Annotated in this window: 23 protein-coding genes; 7 read left to right on the top strand and 16 right to left on the bottom strand. The window is 37.5% G+C overall.

Annotated features, from left to right (window positions below; translation table 11 throughout):
• Window positions 1–100 precede the first annotated feature (100 nt).
• The 14 genes from OFO01_RS03355 to OFO01_RS03290 all read right to left on the bottom strand — a co-directional run bounded on the left by OFO01_RS03355 (window position 101) and on the right by OFO01_RS03290 (window position 14,135).
• Entirely contained in the window at window positions 101–1,342 is a 1,242-nt protein-coding gene (locus OFO01_RS03355) for a type II secretion system F family protein (protein WP_270858770.1), read from the bottom strand.
• Complete coding sequence (locus OFO01_RS03350) at window positions 1,339–3,087, bottom strand: GspE/PulE family protein (RefSeq protein WP_270858769.1); 1,749 nt, start codon at window positions 3,085–3,087, stop codon at window positions 1,339–1,341. The genes OFO01_RS03355 and OFO01_RS03350 overlap by 4 nt, the downstream gene beginning before the upstream one ends.
• A gap of 5 nt (window positions 3,088–3,092) precedes the next feature.
• Window positions 3,093–3,632, bottom strand: a complete 540-nt coding sequence (locus OFO01_RS03345; RefSeq protein WP_270858768.1) for a hypothetical protein — start codon at window positions 3,630–3,632, stop codon at window positions 3,093–3,095.
• Window positions 3,629–4,651, bottom strand: coding sequence for a tetratricopeptide repeat protein (locus tag OFO01_RS03340; protein WP_270858767.1), 1,023 nt, complete (start codon window positions 4,649–4,651; stop codon window positions 3,629–3,631). Before OFO01_RS03340 ends, OFO01_RS03345 begins: the two co-directional genes overlap by 4 nt.
• Window positions 4,644–5,474 carry an ATP-binding protein gene (locus OFO01_RS03335; RefSeq protein WP_270858766.1) on the bottom strand — a complete coding sequence of 277 codons (831 nt, stop codon included), beginning with the start codon at window positions 5,472–5,474 and terminating at the stop codon, window positions 4,644–4,646. Before OFO01_RS03335 ends, OFO01_RS03340 begins: the two co-directional genes overlap by 8 nt.
• Window positions 5,474–7,054, bottom strand: a complete 1,581-nt coding sequence (gene mshL / locus OFO01_RS03330) for a pilus (MSHA type) biogenesis protein MshL (RefSeq protein WP_270858765.1) — start codon at window positions 7,052–7,054, stop codon at window positions 5,474–5,476. The genes OFO01_RS03335 and mshL overlap by 1 nt, the downstream gene beginning before the upstream one ends.
• Window positions 7,032–7,469 carry a hypothetical protein gene (locus OFO01_RS03325; protein ID WP_270875518.1) on the bottom strand — a complete coding sequence of 146 codons (438 nt, stop codon included), beginning with the start codon at window positions 7,467–7,469 and terminating at the stop codon, window positions 7,032–7,034. The genes mshL and OFO01_RS03325 overlap by 23 nt, the downstream gene beginning before the upstream one ends.
• Window positions 7,466–8,122, bottom strand: coding sequence for a type 4a pilus biogenesis protein PilO (gene pilO, locus OFO01_RS03320; RefSeq protein WP_270858763.1), 657 nt, complete (start codon window positions 8,120–8,122; stop codon window positions 7,466–7,468). The genes OFO01_RS03325 and pilO overlap by 4 nt, the downstream gene beginning before the upstream one ends.
• On the bottom strand, window positions 8,122–9,642 hold the full coding sequence (locus OFO01_RS03315; protein ID WP_270858762.1) for a hypothetical protein: 1,521 nt from the start codon (window positions 9,640–9,642) through the stop codon (window positions 8,122–8,124). The genes pilO and OFO01_RS03315 overlap by 1 nt, the downstream gene beginning before the upstream one ends.
• Window positions 9,643–9,705: 63 nt before the next feature.
• On the bottom strand, window positions 9,706–10,575 hold the full coding sequence (era, locus tag OFO01_RS03310) for a GTPase Era (RefSeq protein WP_270858761.1): 870 nt from the start codon (window positions 10,573–10,575) through the stop codon (window positions 9,706–9,708).
• 18 nt (window positions 10,576–10,593) lie between these two features.
• Complete coding sequence (gene hslU, locus OFO01_RS03305) at window positions 10,594–11,910, bottom strand: HslU--HslV peptidase ATPase subunit (RefSeq protein WP_270858760.1); 1,317 nt, start codon at window positions 11,908–11,910, stop codon at window positions 10,594–10,596.
• A complete protein-coding gene (gene hslV, locus OFO01_RS03300) occupies window positions 11,911–12,456 on the bottom strand; it encodes an ATP-dependent protease subunit HslV (protein ID WP_270858759.1) in 546 nt (181 codons plus the stop codon).
• Window positions 12,456–12,899: a 50S ribosomal protein L9 gene (gene rplI, locus OFO01_RS03295; RefSeq protein WP_270858758.1), complete on the bottom strand. Its 444-nt coding sequence runs from the start codon at window positions 12,897–12,899 to the stop codon at window positions 12,456–12,458. The genes hslV and rplI overlap by 1 nt, the downstream gene beginning before the upstream one ends.
• A gap of 18 nt (window positions 12,900–12,917) precedes the next feature.
• Window positions 12,918–14,135, bottom strand: a complete 1,218-nt coding sequence (locus tag OFO01_RS03290) for an argininosuccinate synthase (protein ID WP_270858757.1) — start codon at window positions 14,133–14,135, stop codon at window positions 12,918–12,920.
• 172 nt (window positions 14,136–14,307) lie between these two features.
• On the opposite strand from OFO01_RS03290, the gene OFO01_RS03285 reads away from it, so the two are divergent.
• On the top strand, window positions 14,308–15,285 hold the full coding sequence (locus tag OFO01_RS03285; RefSeq protein ID WP_270858756.1) for a putative transporter: 978 nt from the start codon (window positions 14,308–14,310) through the stop codon (window positions 15,283–15,285).
• A gap of 60 nt (window positions 15,286–15,345) precedes the next feature.
• Here OFO01_RS03285 and OFO01_RS03280 read toward each other — a convergent pair whose 3' ends face one another.
• Window positions 15,346–17,481, bottom strand: coding sequence for a TonB-dependent receptor domain-containing protein (locus tag OFO01_RS03280; RefSeq protein ID WP_270858755.1), 2,136 nt, complete (start codon window positions 17,479–17,481; stop codon window positions 15,346–15,348).
• A 348-nt stretch (window positions 17,482–17,829) separates the two neighbouring features.
• Between OFO01_RS03280 and OFO01_RS03275 the strand changes: the two genes are divergently transcribed.
• Genes OFO01_RS03275 through OFO01_RS03250 form a run of 6 tightly spaced genes read left to right on the top strand, consistent with a single transcriptional unit; the run spans window position 17,830 to window position 22,533 of the window.
• The gene (locus OFO01_RS03275) at window positions 17,830–18,075 is read left to right on the top strand and encodes an RNA-binding S4 domain-containing protein (protein ID WP_270859213.1); all 246 of its coding nucleotides are present in this window, start codon (window positions 17,830–17,832) and stop codon (window positions 18,073–18,075) included.
• Window positions 18,059–18,469 (top strand): tRNA (adenosine(37)-N6)-threonylcarbamoyltransferase complex ATPase subunit type 1 TsaE, encoded by a 411-nt coding sequence (tsaE, locus tag OFO01_RS03270; protein WP_270858754.1) that lies wholly within the window; start codon window positions 18,059–18,061, stop codon window positions 18,467–18,469. Before OFO01_RS03275 ends, tsaE begins: the two co-directional genes overlap by 17 nt.
• Window positions 18,462–19,196: an LPS export ABC transporter ATP-binding protein gene (lptB, locus tag OFO01_RS03265; protein WP_270858753.1), complete on the top strand. Its 735-nt coding sequence runs from the start codon at window positions 18,462–18,464 to the stop codon at window positions 19,194–19,196. Before tsaE ends, lptB begins: the two co-directional genes overlap by 8 nt.
• Window positions 19,197–19,228: 32 nt before the next feature.
• Complete coding sequence (locus tag OFO01_RS03260) at window positions 19,229–20,278, top strand: glycosyltransferase family 2 protein (RefSeq protein WP_270858752.1); 1,050 nt, start codon at window positions 19,229–19,231, stop codon at window positions 20,276–20,278.
• Window positions 20,279–20,290: 12 nt separating this feature from the next.
• Window positions 20,291–22,162 carry a glucosyltransferase domain-containing protein gene (locus OFO01_RS03255; RefSeq protein ID WP_270858751.1) on the top strand — a complete coding sequence of 624 codons (1,872 nt, stop codon included), beginning with the start codon at window positions 20,291–20,293 and terminating at the stop codon, window positions 22,160–22,162.
• A complete protein-coding gene (locus OFO01_RS03250; protein WP_270858750.1) occupies window positions 22,159–22,533 on the top strand; it encodes a GtrA family protein in 375 nt (124 codons plus the stop codon). Before OFO01_RS03255 ends, OFO01_RS03250 begins: the two co-directional genes overlap by 4 nt.
• Here the strand turns inward: OFO01_RS03250 and OFO01_RS03245 are convergent.
• On the bottom strand, window positions 22,501–22,691 hold a 191-nt coding region (locus OFO01_RS03245), incomplete at its 5' end, for a hypothetical protein (protein ID WP_270875517.1). The two genes, OFO01_RS03250 and OFO01_RS03245, sit on opposite strands and share 33 nt — an antisense overlap.

Raw genomic sequence — 22,691 nt, 5'->3', positions numbered from 1 at the left:
AAGCGCAATTTTAGCAAATTTAAGGTTAAAATTTTATTTGAAAACTAGAATTTTACGAAGTTGAGATAAATCCGCGCCCGATTTGGACGCGGATTTTGTTTTAGTTTTTGACAGCTTTTCCCAAATCCCACATTGGCATAAAGATACCAAGAGCGAGTAGCAATACCATACCAGCCATGAAAAATAGCATAATCGGCTCAACATAGCTAGAAATATTATCGATAATATCGTCAAATTTCTCTTTGTAATAATCAGCGACATTTCCAAGCATTTTATCAAGGTTACCAGCCTGCTCACCAGCGCTAATCATCTGGATAAGCATACTCTCATAAAGTCCAGTATTCTCAAAAGCCTCTGTTAGGCTAACACCTTGTTGAACAGCGATTTTAACGCTTGAAAGTTTTTCTTTTAGCGTGTGGTTATCGACCATCAAAACAGCCGTATCAAGGGCATCTGCGATAGGAATACCAGCGCGAACTAGCTCGGTAAAAATCAGCATAAATCTTGACATCGTAGAGTAAAAAATAATCTTACCAAACAAATAAACCTTTAAAATTCCCCTATCCCAGCCGATTTTAAACTGATCGTTGTTTTTATAGAGCCATTTAAGACCCACAATCGTAACGATGATACCAAGCAAAATATAGCCACCATAATTGCTAAGCGCACTTTCAATTCCTAGCAAAATTCTTGTAGGAAGTGGCAAATCTGCGCCGAGCTCTTCGAAAATTTCGCGGAATTTAGGCACAACATACATCATCAAAATCGTAAATGCTATCGCCATAACAATCATCAAAGTCATCGGATAGCGCATAGCCTTTTTAAATTTTCTTTGGTTTTCGTAAAGTTCAGTAAGCATAGAAGCTAGCTTAGCAAGTGATTCGGCCATATTACCTGTGGCCTCACCAAGGCTTACCATTGCTACGACGACATCGCCTAGTTGTGGGCGGAATTTCTCCGCTGATTCAGTAAGGCTAAGACCTGCATTAAGGTCATCGTTCATCGCGCTAAAAATGCCTTTTAGCGTCTTATCCTCTGTCGCTCTTGCGACCTCTTTAATAGAGTCGTGGATAGAAATACCAGCGTTTGTCATAACAGAAAGCTGTCTAATAGCAGCAACTAATGGCAGAGTTTTTACCTTGCCACTACCGCCCATTAAACGACTTACTTGGGTTTTAAAATCGCCTGTGATATTACCCAAATTTTGCGTTTGAGCGCGTCTAGAAATCGAACCGCCTGAGCGTTGTTTCATTAGGTTGTTCGCATTGACCTTGTTATTGACTTTTAGTCGCATTTGCTGGCGTTTTCCACCAGCGTTCATATTTACATTTAAATCTTTCATTGTTTAGCCACCCTATAAATTTCTTCTATACTTGTTACTCCACGAGCTGCACGAATAATGCCGTCTTCAAACATATCGATAAAGCCCTCCTCTTTCGCCAAAGCTCTCATATCGTCTTTCGAGCCACCATTTGCAATCAGGCTTTGCATACGATCTGTAATAGGCAAAATTTCACTTATCATCTCACGACCCATATAACCTGTCTGACCACATTGATCACAACCAACTGCTTTGAAAAATTTATACTGCTCAGGTAAAAATTCTTTTAACTGATCGAGCATAGATTTTGGCACATTTGTCGGTTGTTTGCAGTGCGGGCATAGCTTGCGCACAAGGCGTTGAGCCTCGACCGCAATAAGCGCACCACTGATTAAGTAACTCTCAATTCCCATATCTACAATTCTTGGTATCGCACTAACAGCGTCATTTGTGTGTAGTGTAGAAAAGACCAAGTGTCCAGTAAGAGCCGCTTGAATCGCGATTCTAAGCGTTTCTTGGTCACGAATCTCACCGATCATTATAATATCAGGGTCTTGACGCAAAATCGAGCGCAAAGCCGACGCAAATGTAAGGCCTGCTTTTTCATTAACATGGACTTGTTGTATTAAATTTACCTGATACTCAACAGGGTCTTCAACGGTAATGATTTTTGTATCGACACTTTTGACATCGTTTAGTGCCGCATATAGTGTGGTTGATTTACCACTACCGGTTGGTCCAGTAACTAGGATAATGCCATACGGTGCGTGCATTGCATTGCTGAATTTTTTAAAGCTTTCTGGGTGCATACCAAGCTTTTCAAGGCTAATGATAACCTTGGATTTATCCAAAATACGCATAACGGTAGATTCGCCATTGATAATAGGCAGTGTCGAGATACGAAAATCGTATTCGCGCCCAGAAATCGTCATAGAAAAACGGCCGTCTTGTGGCTTTCTACGCTCTGCGATATCCATATTTGAAAGCAGTTTCAAACGGCTCACAAGTGGCGGATAAATGTCTTTATCAAAAATAAAAATTTCTTGCAACATACCGTCAATTCTGGTGCGCACGACGCAGTTATTCTCAGTAGGCTCTATGTGAATATCGCTACCGCGCATAATGATTGATTGTTTTACAATCATCTCGATAAGCTGCAAAATCGCAGATGTATCATCGCCTGTGCCACTACCGCCCGTGCTAGCAAGCTCTTTTCTAATAGTAGCGACCAAATCTTTGATACTCTCGGAAAGTTCGAGTTTAGACATATATTTATTTACTTGATTTGGATCGGCTACGACAATTTTTAGAAGGTGTTTGTTAAAAATCGCTTGAATTCTATCCTGAGCTTCCATATTAAATGGATCAGAAAACGCAACATAGATATTTAAATCGTCCGCCCTTACAGGAATTACGCCAAATTTTTTAAGTTGCGCCATCGGAGCGCGCTCAGATAGTTTAAAATCGATATCAACATCGTCTAAATTCATATAGGTTAAATTTTGCTTTTTAGCCAAAACTTGCAAAAATTCTTTTTGATCGATTGAAAATTTCTCACGGACATCTTCGTAATCGATCTGTCTGCGTTTGTAAAGCTCAGCTAAAATCAAGCAAAAATTTTCTTGACTTAAATAGTTGTCGCCGACCAAAACTTCGCCAAGGGTCAAACCAATATCCATTTTCTCCTGAATTTCAGGGACGATAGCTTGGGTTAGGACATTATTTTTTATTAGAATTGAAACAATCTGCTCTTCTATCTTTGTCATATCAATCACCAATAAATTTTAATCGAGCTAAGTTTTTCACCGGCATAGATTGCCACCACCATTTTTTTTACTCCCTCTTCTTCTTTGATAAAAAGCTCGGCTTTTTCGCCGTCATCTAGGGTAAAAACATACGCATCGCCTTTTTTGGTGTATGTTTTCTCTACGAATTTATCAAAAATTTCAGACAAAATATAATTAATCTTCGGCGTTCTGATATACGAAATATCCACGCCGTCGCAAAGCGCTAAATAAAGCATTTTCTTTTGGAAAACTATGGTCGAATACAAAGAGGCATTTTCCCTAGTTTCCTTTGTTTTATACAGCATTACCATTGGCACGACTAGCTCATTTACCCTATCCATTTTTAGGCAAGCTTTCGCGTAAGTGTTTGCTAGCGCCTCGTTTTGCTCCTCGATAAAGAGATTTCTAACGCTTTCTTGGCAAATTCTATTATATTGACCGATTTGATCCCAGTTTCGCACATCATCGACATTGACAGCGAAAACAGAGCCCAAAATTAGCGTTAAAAATAAAAATACTCTCATAGCGCACCGCTTTTGATTTGATTTATTAAATTCGCAATTTCGCCATTTTTAGCCTTAGAATTAAATGTTTCTAGCGCGTAAATAGCGTCATCTTTGCGACCTTTTTTATAATTAGCTTTGGCAAAAATTATCCAGCTATTAATATTGTTTTTATCAATCTCATTTGATGTTAAAGCCCATTTTATCGCATTGTCATAATCTTTTTTATTATAAGCTTCCTCGGCCAAGGAAAGTGAATACTCGATTTTATTTGTCGCATAAAATTTACTCTCCAAACTCTGTCGCTCAGAGCTTAAATTTGAAGTGCGAATTTCAAGGCGAGAACTAATCGGAGCCCTATTTACAGGGGCTGGCGCGTTAGAAGCGACATTTTGTTTTGGTGGTAATGGAGCCTTACCAAAATCAATAATCTCGTTTTTCATCGGCTGATTGAAATTTTGAGCATTTGGGTTAAAATTTGGCACATTGTTAGCCTGGTTAAAACCCTGATTAAATCCCCCGTTTGCAAAATTTTGGTTAGCAAAATTTTGGTTATTGGCAGAATTTTCGTATGTGTTTGTGATCTTAAAACCGCCAGAATCCTCGCTAGATAGCACGCCCACATCGTTGATATTTAGGCTTGGGCGTTCTACATTTTGCGCTCGGTTAGTATCGTTTGCTGGGGCGCTGATATTATAATCTGCGCGCGAAATTTCACTATTTTGCGCGGCAACCTCAGTTTGCGGAGCAGTATTTATGGTAGGCTGGACCTGCGGCGCAGGGTTTGGCACGACATCGCTTATGGCAGGTTCATTTTGGATATTTTCGTTTATGCTAGCCATGCTGACTTTGTCGTCGTCTTTAAGCAACCAAAAAATCGCGCCAATCGCGATAGAAATCAAAGCCAAAAGCCCTAAAATCGTCTTGTCAAATTTAAATACAAAATTTGGCTTAGATTTCAAAAAGGAAAATTGCTTTTTGTTTTTGTTGTATTCTTCCCATTTTTTTTCTAATTCATTAACTTCGTAAAATTCAAGCATCGATTATCCCTGTGCCAATGGCCGCCATTTCTATGATTTTATTATTGATTTGAGCAAAACTAATCTCTGTTGGCTTATTTGCCTCGTAATACTCAAACAGCTCATACATTTTATACATTAATTTATTTATGTTTCTCATATTTCCATCAGTTAAATTTAGGATTAAATCAAAATTGTCATCGCTAAACATAAAATAATATTGTTGAAAACCATGAAAAACTAATTTTTTTTCTATATACAGCTTCACCTCGCCTAAATTTGAGTTTGGAAGCTCTATACTCTCCCAAATTCTGGTTTTAAAATAATCTTTGGCAAGACGATCTTCCTCATCTGTTTTATGCACTGTAAATAAAAATTTAAATAACCTAGAATCCGCCATTAATCTAATTTTTTCAATCAAATTTCCAGGATAAAGCTGAGCTTCATCAAGCAAGATTACCACCTGCTCCACGGCTGCACCTCCACCTGTAATCCCAAGTCTTTCGCGATAAACTCTCATAAAATTTTCGTAGTTATCGATTGGCGCAACTGGGTTAGAGTGGAAAATTTGAGAATATAGCTCTAAAAAAAACTCTTTTTCATCAAAAAAAGGTTGTGGCACAAATACAACCTTAACCTTTTTTTCCAAATCGACCTTGATTTTATTTAGCAAAAAGGTCTTTCCGCAACCTGGTTTGCCATAAAACAAAATCAGTTTAAGCGGTTTTTGTAGGGCATTTAAAATTTTATGGTATGCAAGAGTTGATTTATCGAGATTAACGAAGTCTGAGACTTCGTTATCTTCGATAAATATCTCTTTAATAGAGGTATAAGTGTTACTCATTATTTTTCATAAATTGATTTTGAGTAACCAAGCTCTTTTAGCGATGTAGCCAAAGGAGCGCCTGTATTGTCGATAATATGCGGAGTTACGACAAAAATAAGCTCAGTTGTGCTTAAAACATCAGCTGTGCTTTTGAATAAATTTCCTACAAGAGGAATTTCAGCCAAAATCGGAACTCTAGTATTATTTTTAGATTTTGTTTGACCAATCAAACCACCAAGGATTACAGTATCACCATCATCAACCCAAACTACACTTGAAAGTTTCTTTTGAAGTGTATCAGGAGCGATATTTCTAGGTGTGCTAGTTTTCACATCATCTTCTGCGTATTTAAAGCTACTCAAAGACGGATTGATTCTAAGCATAATTCTATTATCATCTGAAATTTCTGGCAAGATATTTAACAAAATACCGATAAAAATAGAGTATTGTGTTTGATCAGATGTGACAGAGCTACCATCACTTGCCGCAGTTAGAGAAGTAGCGCTTTCTAGCAATAAATAGTTGATAGTATCACCAACAGAAATAATCGCTGGTTGGTTATTCATAGTAGTTACCTTAGGGCTAGATACAACTTTTGTTTTACCCTTAGTCTCCAAGAAGTTAATCATACCATCAATGCTGAAATTCAAGTTCGCGCCGATAGCCCAAGCACCGTTGCTAGTGCTTGTTTTGCCAGACCATTGATTAGTAGTACCGCCAGTAGTAGTTCCGACATTTAATGCAGCATTACCGCCAGTGCCATTTGTAATAGTTCTGCCAACTGAATTTCCGAAATTAAACAAACTAGCTGTTCCAGCATTGTCTATGTAAGTATTGAAACCAAGTTGGAATTTACTCCAATCGATACCTGTTGTGTATTCATTGTGCAACTCGACAGAAATAATATTTACATCAAGCAAAACCTGTCTGCCAAGGCGTTTTTGCATACTTTTCAAATAGCTATCAACACGAGCAATTTGAGATTTTGTAGCAGTTACAGTAATCAAACCAGCATTTTGATTGATAATAGGAGCTACGGCTACATATTTTTCTGTGCCGTTATTTAAAATACTAGTGATATCATCACTGATTTTTTCCCAAAAATCAAATTTCTCAGTAGAAGTGATTTTGTTATCATCTAATTTAGCATCATCAATATCATCACCTACCTCGATAGGAGATGAATCAACAGAGGCTTTTGTAGTAGCCACTCCCTCTCTTACAGAAGTGATATAATCTACCTTAAATGTCCTTGTCTCTAATGCAGAAATTTTAAGAACATTGTTCGAGTAATCATAGCTAAGGTTGTTTTCTTTGATCAATAAATCAAAAACCTCTCTTAATGACATATCTTTAATGCTAACACCTTGAAGCTCTTTTGCAAGCTCTTCTTGTGCCATAGCATCTTTTGCAACGACAGAAAATCTACACATATCAGATAATTGTGTTAGCATTTCATTTAGCGTTACAACATCATTAACCTTAATATTCAAAGCCTTTCTATCGCAGTTTGAAGCAGCAGATAAACCTGTGACACCAAGCGATAATGCAAGCATAGCAGCTAAGCTAAGTTTCTTACTTGTATGTAATAGTGACATTTTGATTTCCTTGTTTTAGTTTTAATTCGATTTTATTATCTTCGTTATTAGCGACAATAACGCTATTGCCAGTTATTTGGACAATTTTATATGAACCGATATAATCACCTAGTCCATACCATTTGTCATTTAATTTAACTTTATTGCCCATGATACCAAGCAACTGATAACCTAAACCTTCTGTTTTTTTCACCACAGGCTCAGCAGGACCAGTATTAGCCTCACGCGGATAAAATGGATCTGGCAAAGATGCGATTTGAGAATCACTAAGACCCACTCTTGGCTTATTTAGGTTAGCAAACATACCATTATATCTATCTTGAAATGCTCTTACTTCATCAGATAGACCCTTAGGCTCATCTGCTCCAAAAAGCACACTAGACAAAACAAACGAACATAAAATTATCTTTTTCATTTGTAATTCACTCCCCAGATAGACATACCAACCGTGCCACCAATTTTACCTTCCTCGGTGCCACTGATATCCATCTTATTAACATCTACAATCATTTCTGATTGTTCAATTAAATTTACATATCTAACAACATTTTGAAAAGCACCTTCAAATTTAACATCGATATTCAACAATGCTTCTGGCTTGAATACATTTTTAGCACTTGGCTCTTTTTTAGAGCTAGTAATGCTATGAATTTTGATATTATTATTCTCGGCCAGTGTTGTTAAACTATCCATAAAGGTAGCCCAGTTTTTCTCATTGTATGTTAGCTTTGAAATCTCTGTCAATTTTACATCTAAATAGTTGATTTTATTAACAGCATTTTCCAAATTTGTCTCTTCGCGTTTTAAAGTAGCTCTTTCTTGTGCAACTTTGCCAGCAGGGTTGCTGTTAAAGTCAGTATCATACTCTCTTTGAGAATCTTCTAGTTTTTGGGCAGCACTAGCTAAATTGCTCTCACTTTCTTCCAAATATGGCGCAGAATATGTACTCAATCCAAAATAAGCAATAACTGCCGCCAAAATCAAACCTAAATATAAGTAGTTGTTGGCACCATTGCCTTTGGCTGCAAACCATTCATCAATTTGATCTAATGAACCTTTTTTTCTCATTAGCGCACCTCCACACTTATATTACTATCATAGACGACACTGTCATCTTTGCCTTGCAAGACGATTGTTTCAGTATATACGCCATATTTTGCTTTTTGGCTTATATCTTCTAGCAACTCTGTCATTTGCTTGTCATTTTTAGTATGAACTTCTACGGTGATATTTCTATCATCGTTGCCTATTCTTACCAATTTTCCTCTGTTTTTAACAATCATATTAGTAAGGTCAAATACAGACATACCTTTCATAGCATACTCATTTTTCTTACTAAAAATTTCGTTAATCAAACTACTGCGATCGCCTAAATCTTTATTTCTTACGCCAAATTCCTCTTTGACTTTGGCAGTTTTTTCTTTTGCTTCTTTGACTTGCGCTCTTGCAGGGACAAGCTCTGATTCTAATCCTTGATATTCTGTTGTTTTCTCATCGGCTATCATATTGTTGTAATAACCATAGCCGAATTGATATGCAGGGTAAGCAGCACCAAGCAATAAACCACCCAAAACATAGCCAATCAATTTACCGCTATATCTTTGATTTAATGGTGGTGGGCGCATAAATGGTGAGTAGTTGTGATCATCATCTGGCTCAGCCAAGTATTGTTGTCCAGCTAAAAACATCAAAGTATCTAGTTGAGTAAGCGGATAATCTTTCGCATTAATCGCTACGCTAAAATTGAAATCTTTGTAGTCGATTTTTAGATTGTTTTCTACAAAAACCTCGATAGCAGGGATTTTGCCGATATCTGTGCCGATATAAATACTTTGAATATTTATATTATAGACCTTAGATATACCGTTCAAAACATCGTTGATATAGTAGAACATATCATCGAAAATTTGAATCATATAATCTCTCTCAGCTGGATTTTCTAAATTTATACCTTGTGTTGCAAGTAATTTAAAGAATTCAGCCTCTTCCATTCTATTTCCGACCAATTCAGAAAATTTGTCGTGCAAGAATTTGAGATTGTATCTAAGCTGTCTTGATTGAAAATATTCACCGTTTTGATAGACGACCAAAAACGCGTCATCTCTTTGCAGATAAACAAAACAATCAATTCCGTCTCTTGTCAAAATTCCACGAGCATAGAGATTTTCGTAAAGAAACGGTGCCATAGCGACATAATCGATGTAATTTGTGCGAGCTGCGATAGCATCAAATTCAGCAGTTAATTTTGTGTTATCGACGACGAATACATTAAATACTCTATCATCGCTATTAGCACCGATAACTTCGCTATATGTAATTTTATAATCCAGAGCAGTGTCAAGACCTAGCTCCTCATAAACCTTAACGACGATAGTGTCTAACAAATCGTCATCCGCGACAGTCTTGCTTATTTCGACCGTTGTTGTCATTACATCCTTATAAGGTACATAAGAAATGTAAGTCTCTTTCGCACGATTTGATTTAGAAAAATCGTGTTCAAAAACTTCATTTTCACTTAGACCGAATATGGTTTGCGTGACTTTGTTGATTGCAACAACCGAAGTAGCATTTTTACTATTTCTTGCCATAACACTCCACTTCTTTAAATGAAATTAAATATCTACGAATAATAATAAAAATAAAATGAAATGTCAATAGATAAAGTGCCTTTTTACGCCATTTTCATCATTTTTCCACCCTTTTTTTACCAAAACTATTAACTTTAAGTAAATTTTAATGTTTTTAAAGGCGGAAATTATTTTTTTTCCTCTAATTCCTATTCTCTTAATTGTTTCACCATTTTTGCCAATTAAAATTTCTTTATGAGAGTTTGTGTCGGTAATAATCTGAGCATAAATTGAGATTAAATTTGGCTTTTCTATCACTTTTTCGATTAAAACATCACTCGAATACGGCACCTCGCTATTGGTATTTTCGAAAATAGATTGCAGGATAAATTCGCGGTAAATATCTTTTTCATTTGTAGTGCTTAAAATTTCAGGATCGTAAAAATACTCGTGCTCGGGCAGAAATTTGCAAATTTCGTCCAAAATTTGGCGTTTGTAGATATTTTTTTTGATACTAACTGGAATTATGGCTTCAAATTTATCTTGAAATTTTTGATATTCAAGCAGTTTTTTAACGATTTTTTCGTCATTTACTTCATCGATTTTAGTCAAAATCACGATATGTTTGGCAGTGGGATTTAGCTCGACAAATTTGGCGTAGTTTTCCACGCTATCATGCACAGGCGCTAAAAACAGCGTCAAATCGCCGTCCCCAATGGCTTTGAGCGCCACTTCGACCATAAGCTTATTCATCAGCTTCTCGCTCTCGTGAAGTCCTGGGGTATCGACAAAGATGATTTGATCATCCCCATGCATAACTATGCCGTTGATTTTACGGCGTGTGGCGTTTATTTTGTGCGAGACAAGCGAAATTTGCTCACCCAAAAGATAGTTTAAAAACGAGCTTTTTCCAGCGTTCGTGCGTCCGATAAGTGTAACAAATCCGCTTTTCATTGAAATTTCCCGCAAAATTTAAAGAATATATTTTGCCAAATCGTCGTTACTTACGATTACGCCTAGCTTTTGGCTGACTAAATTTTCATCAATCACGACCTTTTCGCCACTATGCTCATCGGCTTCGAAGCTGATGTCTTCTAACACCTTTTCCATTATGGTATGAAGTCGTCTAGCGCCGATGTCTTCGACCTGAGCGTTTGCCTGAGCAGCGTATTTGGCAAGTGCTTTTATGCCACTTTCGCTAAATTCTAACTCCACGCCCTCGGTTGCTAAAAGCGCGCAGTATTGCTTCAAGAGCGAATTTTTTGGCTTGGTTAAAATTTCGTAAAGCGCGTTTTCATCTAAGCTTTCAAGCTCCACGCGAAGCGGAAATCTGCCTTGAAGCTCTGGGATCAAATCGCTTGGTTTGCTTATGTGAAACGCCCCAGCTGCGATAAATAAAATGTGGTCAGTGTCTAAATTGCCAAATTTCGTACTCACGCTCGAACCCTCCACAATCGGAAGCAAATCGCGCTGAACGCCCTCTTTGCTCGGATCTTGGCGCGAACCGTTAGAGCTAACGGCTACCTTATCAATCTCATCGATAAAGATAATGCCCTCTTCCCTAGCCCGTCTCATCGCCTCCGCCTTTACGCTTTCCATATCCAAAATTTTCTCGCTAGCTTCGTTTTTAAGGGCAACTTTGGCGTCTTTAATTTTAAGCTCTTTTTTTGTTTTTTTTGTCGCTATACCGATGACTTTAATGAAATTTTCTTGCATATTTGCCATTTCTGGCGGTAAATTTGAGTTTGATTCTAGCGTGTTTTCGCTGATTTCGATTTCGATTAATTTCTCGTCCAAACTCCCGCTAAGCAGTTTTTCACGCATTTTTTCGTAGCTTTTGGCATACTCTGCGTTTTTCTCTTCGCTAGCCCCGCGAGGCAATGGCGGCATAAGCTTTTCTAAAATTTTTTGCTCGATATACTCGTCGATTTTGTCTTTGTTTTTTTCAAATTCTTCATTTCTGACTAAATTTACAGCCGCAGCTGCCAAATCTCGCACCATAGACTCCACATCTCGCCCTACAAAGCCCACTTCTGTGTATTTACTAGCCTCCACTTTGATAAATGGCAAACCAAACATTTTTGATAATCTTCGCGCGATTTCTGTTTTTCCCACGCCAGTAGAGCCTATCATAAGGATATTTTTCGGGGTAACCTCGCCCCTCATATCATCGCTTAATCTCATACGGCGATAGCGATTGCGAAGTGCGACTGCTATCGTGCGTTTAGCATCCTTTTGTCCGATTACATAATCATCTAAATTTTTAACAATTTCCTTTGGTGTCATCATCTATTTATCGTCCCAGATTGCGTAAGTTTTAATGTTTTCGTTTGTGTAAATGCAAATTTCACCAGCTATTTTTAGGCTCTCTTTTACCAAATCCTCTTCGCTTAAAATTCCAAACCTATCCAATGCCCTAGCTGCGCTTAATGCGTAGTTTCCGCCACTTCCAATGGCCGCTAGGCGACCATCGTCTGGCTCGACGACATCGCCCGTGCCACTTAGCAAAAATATATTTTTTCTATCCACTACAAGCATCATAGCTTCGAGTTTGCGCAGATATTTATCCTTGCGCCACTCTTTGCTAAATTCCACCACAGCTTTCAAAAGTTCGCCCTTTGCGTTATCAAGGCATTTTTCAAACATATCAAAGAGATTAAACGCATCGGCTGTGCTTCCTGCAAATCCAGCTAGCACGCTTCCGTCTTTGCCTATTTTGCGAATTTTAGTCGCATTGCCTTTAAGCACGGTATTTCCGAAGGTTACCTGCCCGTCTCCGCCGATAACTGAGCCACTTTTGCCTTTGTAAGCTAAAATCGTAGTTGCTTCAAACATTACTCTGCTACCACATCTATTTCAAATTTTGCCACAATGCCGTGTTTAAATTTCGCCGAAACATCGTAAATTCCGACACTTTTTATATTTTCGACTTCCAAGACTTTTTTATCTATGTCGAAATTTTTCTGCTCTTTTAGCGCAGTTGCGATCTCTTCTTTTGTAACTGAACCAAAAAGTGCGCCATTTGTGCCTGCTTGTTTTGCGATTTTTAATCGGACATTTTTTAACGCCTCTTTAAGCTCGGTAGTTTTGTCGATTTCCTCTTTTTCTAGCTCGGCTTCTTTTCGTTTGCCAGCCTCGTATTTGCGCAAAACCTCGTTAGTCGCAGCTAGCGCAAAGCCCTTTCCTATCAAAAAATTATTTCCATATCCGTCTTTTACTTCTTTGATTTCACCGGCTTTTCCTAGCCCTTTGACATCTTTTATAAGTAAAACTTTCATTAAATTTCCTTTTAAATTTTAAAATTTTCGACCGCTTTTTCCTGCGATGATAAATCTAAGCGCATTTAGCTTGATAAAGCCGTCTGCGTCTTTTTGGTTAAATACAGCGTCTTCTTCAAATGTGCTAAATTCAACATTAAACAAGCTATCTTTGCTCTCTCTGCCTCTTACAATCACATTTCCTTTGTATAGCTCTATGCGAACTACACCATTTACGCACTCTTGTGATTTGTCGATTAGGCTTTGAAGCATGATTCGCTCTGGGCTAAACCAAAAGCCATTGTAGATCAGCTCAGCGTATTTTGGCATAAGCTCGTCTTTTAGGTGCGCTGCGCCACGATCTAGTGTGAGGCTCTCTATCGCGCGGTGAGCTTTGAGAAGGATTGTGCCGCCTGGGGTTTCGTAGCAACCTCTACTTTTCATACCGACATAGCGATTTTCGACTAAATCAAGTCTGCCGATACCGTGTTTGGCGCCGAGATTGTTTAATTCGTGTAAAATTTCATGCGCTTTTAGTTTTTTGCCATTTAGCGCGATTGGATCGCCATTAGCATACTCGATTTCGATGATTTCGCTCTCATCTGGGGCGTTTTTAGGATCGTTGCTCCATCTCCACATATCATCTTCTGGGGCGTGGTTTGGATCTTCTAGCACCAAGCCCTCATAAGAAATATGAAGTAAATTTGCGTCCATTGAATATGGTGATTTGCCCGGTTTTTTGGTGATATCAATACCATGCTTTTGCGCATAGGCTAGCAACTTTTCGCGGCTGTTTAAATCCCACTCGCGCCATGGAGCGATGACCTTTATATCAGGTTTTAGCGCGTATGCACCAAGCTCGAAGCGAACTTGATCGTTTCCTTTGCCAGTAGCGCCGTGGCTTACAGCGTCTGCGCCTGTTTTTTGCGCGATTTCGACCATTTTTTTCGCAATTAGCGGTCTAGCGATACTTGTGCCTAGCAAATACTCGCCCTCATAGACTGCATTTGCGCGAAACATAGGGAAAACATACTCTTTTACAAACTCTTCTCTTAAATCTTCAATAAAAATATTTTCTGGTTTAATACCTAGTTTTAGGGCTTTGTCTTTGATTGGGGCTAGGTCTTCGTTTTGACCGATATCAGCGGTGAAGGTTACCACTTCGCAACCATAATTATCGCCAAGCCATTTTAAAATAATACTCGTATCAAGTCCGCCAGAATACGCTAGAACTACCTTTTTTACGCTTTTTTGCATAACCACTCCTTTGATTTGAAAATAACGGCAAGGATTTTAGCTAAATTTTGGTTTAAAAGTTCTGAAATTTGCGAAATTTGGGAAATTTGCGAAATTTTAAGGCGTTAAAATAAAAATTAATATCAAATTTGCTAAAATTGATTTTGAAATAAACTTTCAATAAAGGTAGATAATGTTTTCATCATTTTTCAAAAGCAAAAAATGGCGAATTTTGGCATGGGGCGGTATGTTTTGCATACTAGGTATAAATTTGTTTCAAACCGTTTTAAATGTAAAATTTAACGAGTGGTATCGGACATTTTATGATATGGGTGGCGAGATAGACAAGCACACAATCGATGAATTTTACCAGCAAATTTTGCTTTTTATCTGGATTGCTGTTTGGTTCGTGCTCTCAGTAGTCGCAGAGCGATATATCACGCGTGTATGGGTGCTAAAATGGCGCGAAGCGATGACATTTGCATACATTGGCTTTTGGCGCAAGGTGGAGCGCGATATCGAGGGTAGCTCGCAGCGTATCCAAGAGGATATTTATCGTTTCACAAAAACGCTCGAAGATGTCGGCATGCGTATCGTGTATGCCTTTATGACGCTCTTTGCCTTCATACCGATTTTGTGGAATTTAAGCTCAGGGGTCAAAGTACCAATACTCGAAAATATCCCAGGCGGGCTTGTTTGGATTGCGCTAATCGTTAGTATCGGAGGGCTTGGGGTTTCGTGGTTTGTGGGCAGGTATTTGCCACGCCTAGAATACAACAACCAAAAGGTCGAAGCAGCCTTTCGAAAAGAGCTCGTGTTCGCCGAAGAAGACAAGCAAAACTACGGCAGCGAGACAAAGATTATTTCGCTTTTTGACAAGCTTAAATTTAACTACCACAAGCTATTTTTGCACTATTTGTATTTCGATGCGTGGCTAAATACATACTCACAAATCCTAGTCATGGTGCCTTACCTCATCATGGGTCCTGGGCTTTTTACCAAGGCAATCACGCTTGGCGTGCTAATCCAAACGGCAAACGCGTTTAATAAAGTGCGCGTGAGTTTTAGCGTATTTACGAATAACTGGACGACAATCACGGAACTTCGCTCAATCCACATGAGGCTTAGTGAATTTGAAGAAAATATCGGGTATAAGCCAAATTTAGAGTAAAAAAATAGCGAATTTGGGTGAAATTTACCCAAATTCGCAAAAAGGAGTTCAATGAAAATTTTAAAATTTAACTTCTAAATCTACCCAGAAATTTCTACCTTTTCCCACCAAATAGCTATCTCTATTCACAGCAGCGTTCATATAAGGTTTATCAAAAAGATTATTCACACCAAAGCCAACTTTCGCCCCGTCAAGCAGATCTACAACGCCATTTTTTATCTCATAACTTCCACTAAAATCAACGATAGTGAAAGGTTTATCTACATAAAAATACTCCGTCCTGCCAGAAATAAAGCTAGATGGATTTGATTTTGGATCAAAATAGTGGCTAACTTTGAGTTTCAAATCCAAATCAGTAATAGGCGAATACCCAATAGAGCCGGTAAGCTTGCTAGCTAATTGCTTTAAATCTTCTCTTGTTTGCGTGTCGTAAATTTTGCTGTTTTCGTAGCTTGCGCCAAATTTGAAATCCCCGATTGCGTAATTTGCGCTAATCTCCACACCATATCTTTTGGCTTTATCGACATTTTGGTATTGAGCGTATTGTTGAAAATCGCTAGCGCCCCAATCGTTTAGACGATTTGGTGGCGGAGTGCCTAAATCTGGGCGAGCTTTAATCGCAATCATATTATCAATTTTTCCGTCAAAATAGATAGCCTTGAAATTCAAATAATCATTGCCGATAATTTCACTTTTTTCATAGCTAAATCCTACTTCCCACTCTTTGGCTGTTTCTGGTCCGAGGTTGAAATTCGGCACATAATAATACATTCTATTCATTGCGCCCATTTGAGAAGCTTCATTTGGCGTAGGAGCCCTGAAAGCCTCAGCATATCCAGCGAGCAAATTAAACCCTTCAAAAAGCTCAACTCCAAGCGCAACCCTCGGCGAAAATCTGCTATCGTCAGTGTCTGCGTATGGAGCGTGGGATTTAAATTTATCATATCTTCCGCCAAGCGTTAATTCGAAATTTCCCATTTTCATGATGTCTTGCAAAAACGCAGCATAAGTCTTTTGGGTATTTGGCATACCGCCAAATTCGCTTTTTACGCCATCATAGATGTAAATCGCATTTTCTTTTCTGTGTTGATACTCTGCGCCCACTACCAAATCATGATCGATAAACCCAGTTTTGAAAAATGCCTCGTTTTTCAAAGAAAATCCATATCTATCATCTTCGTTTTTATAGCTTAAATCCTGCCCAGCACCCTCTAAATAATACCTATCATAGTGGCTTTTCGAATCATAAGCTTTAAATGCTAAATTTACATAATCCAAATGCGCTGGATTATATGTGTAATCAAAAATAAAATCTCTTTGGAGAATTTCGCCTGTGACGGGATTTACAATACCATTTAAATTTTGATAAACATTTGATCTAGCCTGCCACGGGATTCTCGTATCTTCTTTGTAATCATAAGCACTAAATTGCACCCTGTGGCTGTCGCCAAAATCAGAGCCGATTTTCGCAAAAAGCGTTGTGATATCCTCGTCGTTTTTATCTTTTTTTACGACTTCTTTGTAACTATCGCTCCAACGACCGCCATCGGCAAATTTATTGTCGCCAAAAGTTTCAAATTTACCATAAAGCAAAATATCAATTGGAATATCAGTAGGATTGGCATAAACAGCGCCTCTTGCGCCTTTCATATTGTTACTTTCAATCCTGCCGCCTATCATAGCGCCGATTTCTTTACCTTCACGCAAAAAATCTTTCGCGCTTTTTGTCTCCATGCTAATAACGCCGCCGATCGCGCCAGAACCATGCAAAATCGAGCTAGCCCCCTTTACAACCTCTGCTTTTTTAAGCAAATCAGTATCCGTGCGAAGTGTAGAAATCATACCGCTAAAAAGCCCTTTTGAGCGAGATACACCATCTTGTTTGATGATAATTCTCTCATCATCACTAAAACCGCGGATATAAATGGTTTTCGCCGCCTGTCTGCCTGTATCCAATCCGCCGTCGACACCCGGAATTTCGCGTAAAGCATCAACGATATTTGGTTTGGATTTAAAATCCTTTGGCGTCAAAACACCAACAGAACCGGGATATTTTAAATTTTCGACCTCCGTCAAGGTCGCACTAACGATAATCTCGTCGAATTCAACCGCATTATGCTTGGGAGTTGTTGCGTTGTTTTCGACACCAAAAAGCACACCAGCCACAGCCAAAGAAAGATAAAAGCTCTTTTTCATGTGGAATTTTCCTTTCGTTAAATTTGCATTTAAAAATCGTGGCAAAATTATATTCATTATCAACTTAAAATATATTGAAAATTTTTATCAATAAAATGTAATAGCGATTATACTTCGTTTTTATCGAAGTTTTTAGAAAAATTTAAGGAAAATTTATTGAAAAATTTTGTGAGGATTTATTATTTTATTTTCGTTTAGAATTTTAAAATTTATGAATTTATGCTTTATAACAAAATTAATAACAACAAATTTTGTAATAGTAATTTTTGATTAATTATAAAAATTTTAAAATTTTTAAATTCGCCTAAATTTCCAAATTTTAAGGCGAATTTGGCTACAATCCCGCCCATGAGAGTCGATAAATTTTTAAATTCAGTAAATATCACAAAAAGGCGCGCTATAAGCGAGGATATGTGCAAAAGTGGCGTAGTCTATATCAACGGCGCAGTGGCAAAAGCTAGCAAAATCCTAAAAATCGGCGATATAATCACCATTAAATTTTTAGAAAAAGATAAAAACTATCAAGTTCTGGGCTTTCCCGCCACCAAAAACACGCCAAAAAGTGAGCAAGAAAAATATGTCAAAGAGCTTTAAACTCACGCTTGGTGAGAGTGAAATTTCGCAAATCGCTGAAATTTTGCCACGCAGTGGAGTGATTTTGCTAAATGGCACGCTAGCAAGTGGCAAAACCACGCTAACAAAGGCTATCGCGCTATCGCATGGCATAGATCCAGCTGCTGTGAGTTCGCCGACATTTTCACTCATGCAAAATTACGGCCAAATTTACCATTACGACCTGTATAACGGCGGTAGCGAGGCGATGATGAACAATGGCTTAATCGAAAATTTATTCGAAGACGGACTTCATATCATCGAGTGGGCGGACGAGAATTTGATAAAATTTATTGAAAAATATGAGCTGGATTGTTGCGTGGTAAATATCAAGGTCATGGGCGACAAACGCGAATACGAGGTAGTTTATGCATAGATTAGAAGTAAAAGATTTGAAAAAGACTATCAAAGGCACCCCGATAATCAAGGGCGTTTCATTAGAGGTCGAAAACGGCGAAGTCGTGGGCTTGCTAGGTCCAAATGGCGCAGGCAAAACCACGACATTTTATATGATTTGCGGGCTGATTTCTAGCACGAGTGGCGAGATTTTGCTCGATTTTAAGGACATTAGCAATGTCCCACTTCACAAACGCGCCAAACTTGGCATCGGATACCTGCCCCAAGAAAGTAGCGTTTTTAAGGATTTAAGCGTGGAAGAAAATTTAATGCTTGCCGCTGAAATCACCTACAAAGACAAAAAAATCGCAGCCGAAAAAGTCGATGAAATGCTAAATCTGCTAAATATCGAGCCAATTCGTGAGCGCAAAGGCGTAAGTCTAAGCGGTGGCGAACGCAGACGCTGTGAAATCGCGCGAAGCCTGATGATAACGCCGAAATTTTTATTGCTTGATGAGCCGTTTGCAGGTGTCGATCCTATCGCAGTTAGCGACATACAAAACATTGTGCGAAGCCTAAAAGAGCTTGACATCGGGATTTTGATAACCGACCACAATGTCCGCGAAACTTTGGCGATTTGCGATAGAGCCTATGTCATAAAAGACGGCGAGTTACTCACTAGCGGCACAGCCAAACAGGTCGCAAACGATGAAAATGTGCGAAAATACTATCTTGGTGATAATTTTAAATTTGATAGTGAAATTTAGGCTTAAATGACGAAATTTAAGAAAGACGAAAAATGAAACCAATTTTAGAGAAAGAAAGTAAAAGCGAAAATTTAAACAAATTTTCGCAAAATTTAGAGCAGAATTTTACGCAAAATAATCCTCAAAAAACTACTCAAAATTCTACAAAACTTCTATCCATAGTTGTTCCGTGCTACAATGAAGAACTTGTTTTGGACGAATTTTACAAAGTTACGCTTGGCGTTTTAAAGCAAATTCAAAATGAAATTTTGCCAAATTTAGAGTATGAATTTATCTTTGTCGATGACGGAAGCCGTGATAATACGGCAGAAAAAATCAAAGAACTTCACGAAAAAGATAGCGCCGTGCATTTAGTAAAATTTTCACGCAACTTTGGCAAAGAAGCGGCTATTTTAGCAGGTTTTAAACACGCTAAGGGCGATATGATAGTGTTAATGGATGCAGACCTTGAACACCCGCCTACACTTATAATAGACATGGTTAAAGGATATTTAGACGGATATAAAATAATTTATGCCAAACGAAAAAGTCGCCCCGGAACCAGTCTAATAAAAGCCAAATTTAGCGAAGCTTTCTATGAGATTTTCAACCGAATTTCAGGTGTGAAAATCGAAAGCGGAGTAACGGATTATCGCTTAATGGATAAAAGCGTAGTTGCTGAACTACTTAAAATGAACGAATATCATCGTTTTTCAAAATCAATGTTTGCTTGGGTTGGTTTTAAGAAAAAATGCTTGGAATTCGACCACGAACCGCGAATCGCAGGAGAGAGCAGTTGGAGCTTTTGGAAGCTTTTTAACTATGCTATCGAAGGCTTTGTTAGCTTTTCGACAGCCCCGCTAAGACTAGCTTTTATTTTGGGATTTTTGGCTAGTTTGCTTTCTTTTATCTACGGAAGCTATGTCATTTTGAAAACTCTAATCTTTGGTGTTAGCATTAGCGGTTGGGCTACCACAATTGTTCTTATTTTATTTATCGGCGGAATCCAACTAATCGTGCTTGGCGTCATCGGCGAATACATCGCACGAATCTACGAACAGGTCAAAAATAGACCGCATTTTATAGTCGAAGAAATCATTTAAAAGGTAAAATTTATGAATTTAGCAAATTTAAAAAGAACACTAAAATTTGATTATTTGACTTTTTTGGCTATCACTCGCTCGTTTTTTAAAGATAAGAATTTTTTGAAATATTTTGGATTTATATTCACGCTCTATTTTATTGGTATGTTTGCGATTATTAGAGCGAACATTTATTATATCGATGATAATACGAGAGCTGTGAGTGGGGATTATCAATTTTGGGCAAAATCATCGAGGCATATGACAATACATCTATCAGAATTTCTAAATTTTGGACTACCACTACTCGATTTCTCACCATTGCAAAATTTAATTTGCATATTTTTGTTAAGCATAGCCTCTATGATTTTAACAAAAGCGATAAATAACAAAATTTCGTATTTAGCGCTCATTGCTTCTTTGTTTGTAGGCTTAAATCCGTATTTTTTAGAATCATTACTCTTTAAATTCGATAGTATTTATATGTGCGTAGGGCTGTTTGCTTCCATAGTGCCATTTTTATTTGTGGGGCGAAAAACCTTATTTACTTTGGTCTCTGTAGGATGCATACTACTAATGCTAACAACATATCAAAGTGTAAATTTTATATATTTAGAAATAGCTATGTTTTTGGTATTTTTGAAAATTTCAAATAAAAGAAAAGTTATAGATTTTGCTATTTTTAGTGTGTTTTCATACTTTGTAGCAATGATTGTATTCAAACTACTTATTTATAAACCTATTAAAATACATGTAAATACCGACACTTTCGCCATTAATGATTTATTCGGTGGTGTTATGAATAATTGCATAAAATTTGCCGGTAAAATATTTAGTGATTGGCATGCGACTTGGTTTTTGTATATTGGGGCTAGTTTGGTAGTTTTATCCATAGTAGCTACGGTTTTAAAATTTAAAAGTATTAAATCGCTACTTTGCTTTATCTTATTTTTAATTTTTGGATTTATCTTCTCTATGGGTTTTTATTTGCTGTTTGTAGAGCTTAAATTTGACCTTAGATATATTGCTACTTTTGGTGTTTATGTTGCTATAATTCTCATATTTTTGAGCGGATATATAAATAGTCTAAAAGCCTATAATATCCTAAAAATATTTTCAATATTTTTGATATCATATAGTGCCTATGGACTTTTATATATATCAAATTCGCTTGGTTCTGCCATGCAAGAACAGCAAAAATATGTCGATTTTAGAACGACTTTGGCCATACAAGATTTATTAGAATTCGATAACCTTCATCTGCAATTAGTTAATTTTAGCGGGGAAATTATCGCCCCATCAGTAGAAAATGTTAGAAAAAAACTAAAAGTATTATCTATTTTATTAAATTCAACCAACAATACTACAAACCAACTTGGATTTAGACCTATGACAAGGATAGTTGGCAGAGTCAATGGTTCATGCGAAGCAGACGCATTAATCAAGGTTAAAGACAACATTTTTCACACGATAAAACAATATAAAAATGGCTGTATTGATGTAAATTTTAAAAGCCTAAATCTTTCTGAAAATTATGCTTTTATTAGTAGTAATCTGGCCAAAATGACGCTCTTTGATGCTAATGTAGATAAAAACTTAAATCTAAAAATTTATAAAAGCAACCAAAAATGGAGTAGAAAATATATCTATGTTTTTGAATTTAGCGAAAATATTGTGAAATTTGCTAGACAAAACGATGATTCTTTGGGATTTTATTTCACTAGCGAAAAAGGGCAAATATTTGCAAATAAAAATATACATAATTTCACAAAAGACAACGATAAATTTTTATACACAGTAGAACTGGATAAAATGGATATAAAAGAAATTTTAATCATTTTTTATAACTCTAAAACCCAAGAAGGACAATTAAAATTTAAAATAAATTTAAAAGAGCCAAAATGACACTTATAAAATACCTGCTCGTGGGAGTTTTAAATACAATCGTCGGCTTTGGGCTAATCTTTTTGTTAATGTGGCGAGGATTTAGCCCAGAGATTTCAAATATCATCGGCTATGCCGTTGGAATCTGCTTTTCGTTTGTGATGAATAAAATTTTCACTTTCCAAAGCAAACAAGCTTCCAAAAAGGCAAATTTAGCCGAATTTGCTAAATTCGTTAGCTCCATGCTGATCGCGTGGAGCCTAAATTTTATCACGCTTAAAATTTGCCTAAATTTGGGCGTCAATCCCTATATTTCGCAAATCATCGCAGGTGCGATTTACACTATCACGGGGTATTTGCTAAGCAAAATTTGGGTTTTCAAAAAGGGCTAAATTTAAATCAAATTTAGCCCAAATTTTACGCGGCGCAGTATCCCGCGAAACCACGCCACGCAAAACCACGCCACGCAAAACCACGCCAAGCAAAACCACGCCAAGCAAAACCACGCCAAGCAAAACCACGCCAAGCAAAACCACGCCAAGCAAAACCA

The organism is Campylobacter sp. JMF_01 NE2 (genome assembly GCF_027737365.1).
Lineage (GTDB): Bacteria > Campylobacterota > Campylobacteria > Campylobacterales > Campylobacteraceae > Campylobacter_B.
The sequence above is the reverse complement of the archived record's forward strand: the minus strand, read 5'-3'. Positions and strand labels throughout refer to the sequence as shown.

Excerpts from the sequence above, each read along its gene's own strand:
- OFO01_RS03355 (WP_270858770.1), bottom strand. The coding sequence starts at position 1,342 with ATGAAAGATTTAAATGTAAATATGAACGCTGGTGGAAAACGCCAGCAA.
- OFO01_RS03350 (WP_270858769.1), bottom strand. The coding sequence starts at position 3,087 with ATGACAAAGATAGAAGAGCAGATTGTTTCAATTCTAATAAAAAATAAT.
- OFO01_RS03345 (WP_270858768.1), bottom strand. The coding sequence starts at position 3,632 with ATGAGAGTATTTTTATTTTTAACGCTAATTTTGGGCTCTGTTTTCGCT.
- OFO01_RS03340 (WP_270858767.1), bottom strand. The coding sequence starts at position 4,651 with ATGCTTGAATTTTACGAAGTTAATGAATTAGAAAAAAAATGGGAAGAA.
- OFO01_RS03335 (WP_270858766.1), bottom strand. The coding sequence starts at position 5,474 with ATGAGTAACACTTATACCTCTATTAAAGAGATATTTATCGAAGATAAC.
- mshL (WP_270858765.1), bottom strand. The coding sequence starts at position 7,054 with ATGTCACTATTACATACAAGTAAGAAACTTAGCTTAGCTGCTATGCTT.
- OFO01_RS03325 (WP_270875518.1), bottom strand. The coding sequence starts at position 7,469 with ATGAAAAAGATAATTTTATGTTCGTTTGTTTTGTCTAGTGTGCTTTTT.
- pilO (WP_270858763.1), bottom strand. The coding sequence starts at position 8,122 with ATGAGAAAAAAAGGTTCATTAGATCAAATTGATGAATGGTTTGCAGCC.
- OFO01_RS03315 (WP_270858762.1), bottom strand. The coding sequence starts at position 9,642 with ATGGCAAGAAATAGTAAAAATGCTACTTCGGTTGTTGCAATCAACAAA.
- era (WP_270858761.1), bottom strand. The coding sequence starts at position 10,575 with ATGAAAAGCGGATTTGTTACACTTATCGGACGCACGAACGCTGGAAAA.
- hslU (WP_270858760.1), bottom strand. The coding sequence starts at position 11,910 with ATGATGACACCAAAGGAAATTGTTAAAAATTTAGATGATTATGTAATC.
- hslV (WP_270858759.1), bottom strand. The coding sequence starts at position 12,456 with ATGTTTGAAGCAACTACGATTTTAGCTTACAAAGGCAAAAGTGGCTCA.
- rplI (WP_270858758.1), bottom strand. The coding sequence starts at position 12,899 with ATGAAAGTTTTACTTATAAAAGATGTCAAAGGGCTAGGAAAAGCCGGT.
- OFO01_RS03290 (WP_270858757.1), bottom strand. The coding sequence starts at position 14,135 with ATGCAAAAAAGCGTAAAAAAGGTAGTTCTAGCGTATTCTGGCGGACTT.
- OFO01_RS03285 (WP_270858756.1), top strand. The coding sequence starts at position 14,308 with ATGTTTTCATCATTTTTCAAAAGCAAAAAATGGCGAATTTTGGCATGG.
- OFO01_RS03280 (WP_270858755.1), bottom strand. The coding sequence starts at position 17,481 with ATGAAAAAGAGCTTTTATCTTTCTTTGGCTGTGGCTGGTGTGCTTTTT.
- OFO01_RS03275 (WP_270859213.1), top strand. The coding sequence starts at position 17,830 with ATGAGAGTCGATAAATTTTTAAATTCAGTAAATATCACAAAAAGGCGC.
- tsaE (WP_270858754.1), top strand. The coding sequence starts at position 18,059 with ATGTCAAAGAGCTTTAAACTCACGCTTGGTGAGAGTGAAATTTCGCAA.
- lptB (WP_270858753.1), top strand. The coding sequence starts at position 18,462 with ATGCATAGATTAGAAGTAAAAGATTTGAAAAAGACTATCAAAGGCACC.
- OFO01_RS03260 (WP_270858752.1), top strand. The coding sequence starts at position 19,229 with ATGAAACCAATTTTAGAGAAAGAAAGTAAAAGCGAAAATTTAAACAAA.
- OFO01_RS03255 (WP_270858751.1), top strand. The coding sequence starts at position 20,291 with ATGAATTTAGCAAATTTAAAAAGAACACTAAAATTTGATTATTTGACT.
- OFO01_RS03250 (WP_270858750.1), top strand. The coding sequence starts at position 22,159 with ATGACACTTATAAAATACCTGCTCGTGGGAGTTTTAAATACAATCGTC.